The sequence below is a fragment of the Acidovorax sp. HMWF018 genome (assembly GCF_003061035.1).
Lineage (GTDB): Bacteria > Pseudomonadota > Gammaproteobacteria > Burkholderiales > Burkholderiaceae_C > Acidovorax > Acidovorax delafieldii.
Genome location: NZ_QAIM01000327.1, coordinates 1 through 6,061 on the forward strand (window position 1 = coordinate 1; position 6,061 = coordinate 6,061).

The following is a 6,061-nucleotide window of genomic DNA, read 5'->3' on the forward strand; positions in this document are numbered from 1 at the left end:
GGGTGTGGGACATGGGCTGGCAGACGGCGCTGGCGCTGTCGGGCGTGATGGCCATGAGCAGCACGGCGATTGTGGTCAAGCTGATGGCCGAGCGGGCCGAGCTGGAGAGTGAACACGGCCGGCGGGTGATGGGCATCCTGCTGTTCCAGGACCTGGCGGTGGTGCCGCTGCTGGTGCTGATTCCGGCGCTGGGGTCGTCGCCCGACCAGCTGCTGACCTCGCTGGGCTGGGCGCTGATCAAGGCCACGGTGCTGGTGGGCCTGCTGCTCACGGGCGGCCAGCGGCTGATGCGCTGGTGGCTCACGCTGGTCGCGCGGCGCAAGAGCGACGAGCTGTTCATGCTGAACCTGCTGCTGATCACGCTGGGCCTGGCCTGGCTGACCGAGCTGGCGGGCCTGAGCCTGGCGCTGGGCGCTTTCATTGCGGGCGTGCTGGTGTCCGAGACCGAGTATCGCCACCAGGTGGGCACGGACATCCGGCCCTTTCACGACGTGCTGTTGGGCCTGTTCTTCATCACCATCGGGATGATGCTGGACTGGCACATCCTGGTGGACCGCTGGGCGCTGGTGCTGATGCTGCTCACGGTGCCGCTGGTGCTCAAGCTGGGGATCATCCTGGTGCTGGCGCGGGGCATGGGCGCGACCACCGGTGTGGCGCTGCGCACCGGGCTGTACCTGGCGCAGGCCGGCGAGTTCGGCTTTGTGCTGCTGTCGCTCACGCAGAACAACGGGCTGGTGCAGCCAGCGCTGATGAACCCCATCCTCGCTGCCATGGTGCTGTCGATGCTGGCCACGCCCTTCCTCATCATGTACAGCAACCGCATCGTGATGAAGCTGGTGGCCAGCGACTGGCTGCAGCAGTCGCTGCAGATGACATCGATTGCGCGCAAGTCCATCAACACCAGCAAGCACGTGATCATCTGCGGCTACGGCCGCTGCGGGCAGAACCTGGCGCGCATGCTGGAGCACGAGGGCATCCCCTACATGGCGCTGGACCTGGACCCGGACCGCGTGCGCCAGGCCGCTGCGGCCGGCGACTCGGTGGTGTATGGCGACGCCACCCGTCTGCAGGCGCTGATGGCGGCGGGCCTGGTGCGCGCCAGCGCCGTGGCCGTGACCTACATCGATGTGCCCGCCGCGCTGAAGGTGCTGGCCAATGCCCGGTCACACGCGCCCCAGGTGCCGGTGGTGGTGCGCACGCAGGACGACCTGTACCTGGACAAGCTGCAGGAGGCCGGTGCGACCGAGGTGGTGCCCGAGGCCATCGAAGGCTCGCTCATGCTCGCCAGCCACGCCCTGGCCCTGGTGGGCGTGCCCATGCGCCGCGTGCTGCGGCTGGTGCAGGACCAGCGCGATGCGCGCTACAACCTACTGCGCGGCTACTTCCATGGCGCGGACGACGACACGGTGAACGAACGCGACCAGGAGCGCCTGTCCACCATCAACCTGCCCCCGGGCTCCACCGCCCTGGGCCGCAGCCTGGGCCAGCTGGCCCTGCCCGCCATGGGCGTGCGCGTGGTCAACCTGCGGCGCGGCAATGGCCATGTGAGCGCGGCAGTGGACGAGGCCCTGCTGGCCGAAGGCGACACGCTGGTGCTGTCGGGCCATCCGGCCGCGCTGGCGCTGGCGGAAGACAAGCTGCTGAAAGGCTGACTGGCCCAGGGCCCGCCGCTGGCAGCTCAGCGGGTGGTTGGGCACCCCATTTGAATGAAATCGGTCTTTAGCGCTAGTGCAATATGCGCTGACAGCTACATAATTAATAGCAAACTACAGCAGCTCTTCAGGCCCAGGCCGCCCGAACAGGTAGCCCTGGAACTGGCGGCAGCCGTTGCGCAGCAGGAAGCTGCGCTGCCCTTCGGTTTCCACGCCCTCGGCCACCACGTCCAGGCCCAGGCTGCGGGCCAGCGTGATGATGGTGCAGGCGATGGTGGCGTCGTTGGGGTCGGTGAGCACGTCGCGCACAAAGCTCTGGTCGATCTTGAGCTGGTCCAGCGGCAGGCGTTTGAGGTAGCTGAGCGATGAGTACCCGGTGCCAAAGTCGTCGAGCGAAAAGCCCACCCCCAGCGTGCGCAGCGCCTGCATCTTGAGGATGCTGTCCTCCACGTCGTGCAGCAGCAGGCTTTCGGTGAGTTCGAGCTTGAGCAGGCGCGGGTTGGCGGCCGCATCGCGCAGCGCTGCCAGTACCTGCTCCACAAAATCGGGCTGGCGGAACTCCTGGGCACTCACGTTCACGGCCAGCGTCCACGCGGCTTTCGCCGGGGCGGTGGCCCACTGGGCCAGCTGGCGGCAGGCCAGGGCCAGCACCTGGCGCCCCAGGGGCAGGATGAGCCCCGTCTGCTCGGCCAGCGGGATGAAATCGGCGGGCGAGACCATGCCGCGCTGCGGGTGTTGCCAGCGCACCAGCGCCTCGGCCCCCAGCAGGTGGCCGCTGGCGTCCACTACCGGCTGGTAGTGCAGCAGGAACTCGTTGCGCGCCAGGCCCTGGCGGATGTCGCCCTCCAGCGCCGAACGCGCCGACGCGGCAGCCTGCATGGCGGGGTCGAAAAAGCACAGGGTGTTGCGCCCCTGCGCCTTGGCCTGGTACATGGCCAGGTCGGCGCGCTTGAGCAGCTCTTGCACGGGCTGCTGCGCGTCCTGGAACAGCGCAATGCCGATGCTGGGGGTGCTGTGCATGTCGCAGCCATCCACGACATAGGGCTGGTTCAGCGCCAGCAGCACCTTCTGGGCCACGGCCTCGGCCTCGGCCGCGGCTTCGACCTCATGGCCGTGCAGGCCCTGCACCACGACCACAAACTCGTCGCCCCCCAGCCGCGCCACGGTGTCGGTGGCCCGCACGCTGGCCCCGATGCGCGCAGCCACCTGCACCAGCAGGCGGTCGCCCCACTCGTGGCCCATGGTGTCGTTGATGCCCTTGAAGTTGTCCAGGTCGAGGAACAGCAGGGCGCCATGGCGGCCGTCGCGCTGGGTGCTGGCCACCGCGCGCTCCAGCCGGTCCATCAGCAGCCGGCGGTTGGGCAGGCCGGTGAGTTCGTCGTAGAACGCCAGGCGCTGGATCTCGGCCTCGGCCAGCTTGCGCTCGGTGATGTCGCGCGCCACGCCCCGGTAGCCGGTAAAGCGGCCCTCTTCGTCAAAGATGGGCTCGCCACTGATCGACACCCACACGGGCTTGCCGTCCTGGGACAGGCGCTGCATCTCGAAGTCGTGAAAGACCTGGTGCGCCTCCAGCTGCTCGCGGTGCTCGCGCCATTGCCCTTCGTTGACGAAGGTGTCGGGCAACTCCCAGCGGGTCAGGCCGTAGTGCATCTCATCGGGCACGCCCTCCGTGTGGTACGGGTTACCGTCCAGCCGCACAAAACGAAACTGGTCGTCCTGCTCCCAGTACCAGTCGGACGACAGGTCCGTCAGGCTGCGCCAGCGCGCCTCGCTCTGGCGCAGGGCCTCCAGCGTGCTCAGGTAGTCGGTGACATCGGTGAACGTGCGCACGCGCCCGCCGGGCTCCAGGGCACGGGTGCGCACCTCGATGTAGCGGCCCTGCCGGGTGCGCCGCACGTAGCTCTGCGGCATGTTCATGCGGCCGCCATGCGCTGCGTATTCCGACGCCACATAGTTGCGGGCCATGGGCTCGATGAGCTGGAACTCGGGCCCGAAGTCGCCCCGCTCGGTCTGAAAGCGCACCACCTCTTCCACCAGCGGCTGCGTGGCCAGCAGGGACTCGGGCAGGTCCAGAAGCTCCAGGTAGCGCTGGTTGTAGACGCGGATGCGCCCCTCGGCGTCGACGTTGGTGATGCCCTGCGAGATATTGTCCAGGGTGCCTTCGAGGGCTCGGGTCTTCTCGGCCAGCAGGGCGCTGGTGCGGGCCAGTTCGGCCTCCACATGGCTGCGGGCCAGCTCGGCGCGGCGGGCGGTCTCCAGCTGGCCAATGGTGTTCAGCAAGGGCTGCAGAAACTGCACATCGGCGTTGGTGTAACCGCCGCTGCGGTTGGCCAGCCCCACCATGGCCACCAGCTCTCCCGCCGCATGGATGGGCAGGCCCAGGTAGGTGCGCAGCGTGGGGTGGCCGGGCGGCGTGCCCGCGCTGCGGGCATCGTGGTTGGCATCGTTGCTGAGGACCGGCTCGCCCGTCACCAGCGCAGCGCCCACCAGCGAGTGCAGGTTGTCGAACACCATGCCATCCTCGGCATGCTGGGCATAGCGCTGGCGCGAGGCCTCGTCCCAGCTGATGTCGGTCATCGCGTGCACGCGCAGATAGGGGTGTCCATCGTCAGCACGCTGCACCTGGCCCACCAGGCCAAAGGCGCTCTGGGTCAGGGTCATCAGCTCGTTCAGCAGCGCCTCGAACGCTGCACGGGGACCTGAGCTGGCGATGAACATGCCCTGGGCCCGCGAGATGGCCTGCAGCAGCCGGTGCTGGCGCGCCAGCATGGCCTCGGCAGCGCGGCGGGCACGGGCGCTGGAGCTGCGCTCCAGCACCGCCTCGATCTGCGCGGGCAGGGTGAGTAGGTAGTCCAGCGCCGGGTCCTGCACGGTGAAGTCGTCAAAGCCGTGGCGCATGGCCTGCGCCGCGTGGGTCTCCGCCCCCATGCGCACGATGATGATGGCCGGAACGCCGTCGAGCAGCTGCAGCAGGTCAAAGGCCGAGCCGTCCATGGTCCGCTGGGCCGCCAGCACAATGTCGGGCCGGTGGCGCAGCAGATGCTCGCGCGCCTCGGCGATGGACTCCACCACGTCCACGCTCCAGCCCGACCAGGGGTCGGCCAGCGCCCCCGCCACGGCCTGTGCGTGGGGGTGATCACTCTCGATCAGCAGGACGGAGATGGGCATGGGCCGATCGTCGTGGGGGGTTGGGGCACCGCCCGCCACAGGCGGCGCGCAGTTTGTAACGCCAGTGAAACACATTATGGCGTCTGGTGCAGGCGTGCGCGGGGCCGGCCGGGCTGTTTACACTCTCGCACTTTCCGAGCCTCGCACCACCGGCCAGCGCCGGGCGCGCGCCCAGGCGCTGGCCCCGTCCGGGCCGCCTCACCGTCATCACTCCCACACCCGCCATGCAGCCCCTCAGCGTCAACCAGTACCTTCGCCAGCACATCCGCACCGTCCCCGACTGGCCCGCGCCCGGCGTGCAGTTCCGCGACATCACGCCACTGCTGCAGGACCCGAAAGTGTTCCGTGTGCTGATCGATGCCTTCGTGCACCGCTACATGGACAAGGCGCTGCGCCCCGACGTGGTGGCGGGCCTGGATGCGCGGGGCTTCATCCTGGGCGCCGTGGTGGCTTACGAGCTGAACGTGGGCTTCGTGCCCATCCGCAAGAAAGGCAAGTTGCCCTTCACCACGGTGGAGGAAACCTACGAACTCGAATACGGCAGCGCCACCGTGGAGCTGCACACCGACGCCGTGAAGGCTGGCGACCGCGTGCTGCTGATCGACGACCTGATCGCCACCGGCGGCACCATGATGGCCGGCAAGAAACTGTTGGAAAAACTGGGGGCCACCGTCACCGAAGGCGCCTCCATTGTCGATTTGCCCGAGCTGGGCGGATCGCAGCGCCTGCGCGATGCGGGCCTGCCGCTGTACACCCTGGTGGACTTTGCAGGGCACTGACCCGAGGGCCGTGGCATGGGTGCACAGCCCCCTGTGGGCGTGCACCACATGACCCCTGGATCAGTTGAGTTCGCCGTACTGGGTGCTGCTGAGGTCGGGAGCGGGACCGTCGGCACCGGGCATTTCGGTGTCCTCAAACCCTGTGGGCTGGGACGGTGGCAGCAGCGGACCGGAGCGCACCGGCACGCCTGGCTTGGCGGCCGCAGCCGTGGCCGCCGATGACCCTGCGGCGTTGGCCAGCGCGCGCTTGAACGCGGCCACCTCGTCGGCCTCGATGGGTTCGAAGCGGGCAGAAGAGGCAGGCCGCGTGGCAGCCAGCGGTGCGGGTGCAGACACGAGGGGCGCGGGGGCCGACACCGCACCGAGCGGGCGGCGCGCAGCCAGCGGGGCCGCAGCGGGCGCCAAAGGAGCAGGAGAAACAGGTGCCGCGGCAGCCGCGGCGGGGCGTGCGCCCGCCAGCGG

3 protein-coding genes and 1 pseudogene are annotated in these 6,061 nt (G+C 69.0%); 2 read left to right on the forward strand and 2 right to left on the reverse strand.

Annotated features, from left to right (window positions below; translation table 11 throughout):
* Positions 1 to 1,652 (forward strand): monovalent cation:proton antiporter family protein (locus tag DBR23_RS12330; protein ID WP_108498437.1); only part of this gene is annotated, 1,652 nt, incomplete at its 5' end.
* Positions 1,653 to 1,766: 114 nt separating this feature from the next.
* Here the strand turns inward: DBR23_RS12330 and DBR23_RS12335 are convergent.
* A complete protein-coding gene (locus DBR23_RS12335; RefSeq protein ID WP_108498438.1) occupies positions 1,767 to 4,820 on the reverse strand; it encodes an EAL domain-containing protein in 3,054 nt (1,017 codons plus the stop codon).
* Positions 4,821 to 5,044: 224 nt separating this feature from the next.
* Between DBR23_RS12335 and DBR23_RS12340 the strand changes: the two genes are divergently transcribed.
* A complete protein-coding gene (locus DBR23_RS12340; RefSeq protein WP_108498439.1) occupies positions 5,045 to 5,599 on the forward strand; it encodes an adenine phosphoribosyltransferase in 555 nt (184 codons plus the stop codon).
* 60 nt (positions 5,600 to 5,659) lie between these two features.
* On the opposite strand, the pseudogene DBR23_RS12345 reads toward DBR23_RS12340, so the two are convergent.
* Positions 5,660 to 6,061, reverse strand: a pseudogene (locus DBR23_RS12345) (hypothetical protein); the annotation flags it as partial.

Bases quoted from the DNA above. Each gene is read 5' to 3' on its own strand.
- DBR23_RS12335 (WP_108498438.1), bottom strand. From the start codon at position 4,820: ATGCCCATCTCCGTCCTGCTGATCGAGAGTGATCACCCCCACGCACAG.
- DBR23_RS12340 (WP_108498439.1), top strand. From the start codon at position 5,045: ATGCAGCCCCTCAGCGTCAACCAGTACCTTCGCCAGCACATCCGCACC.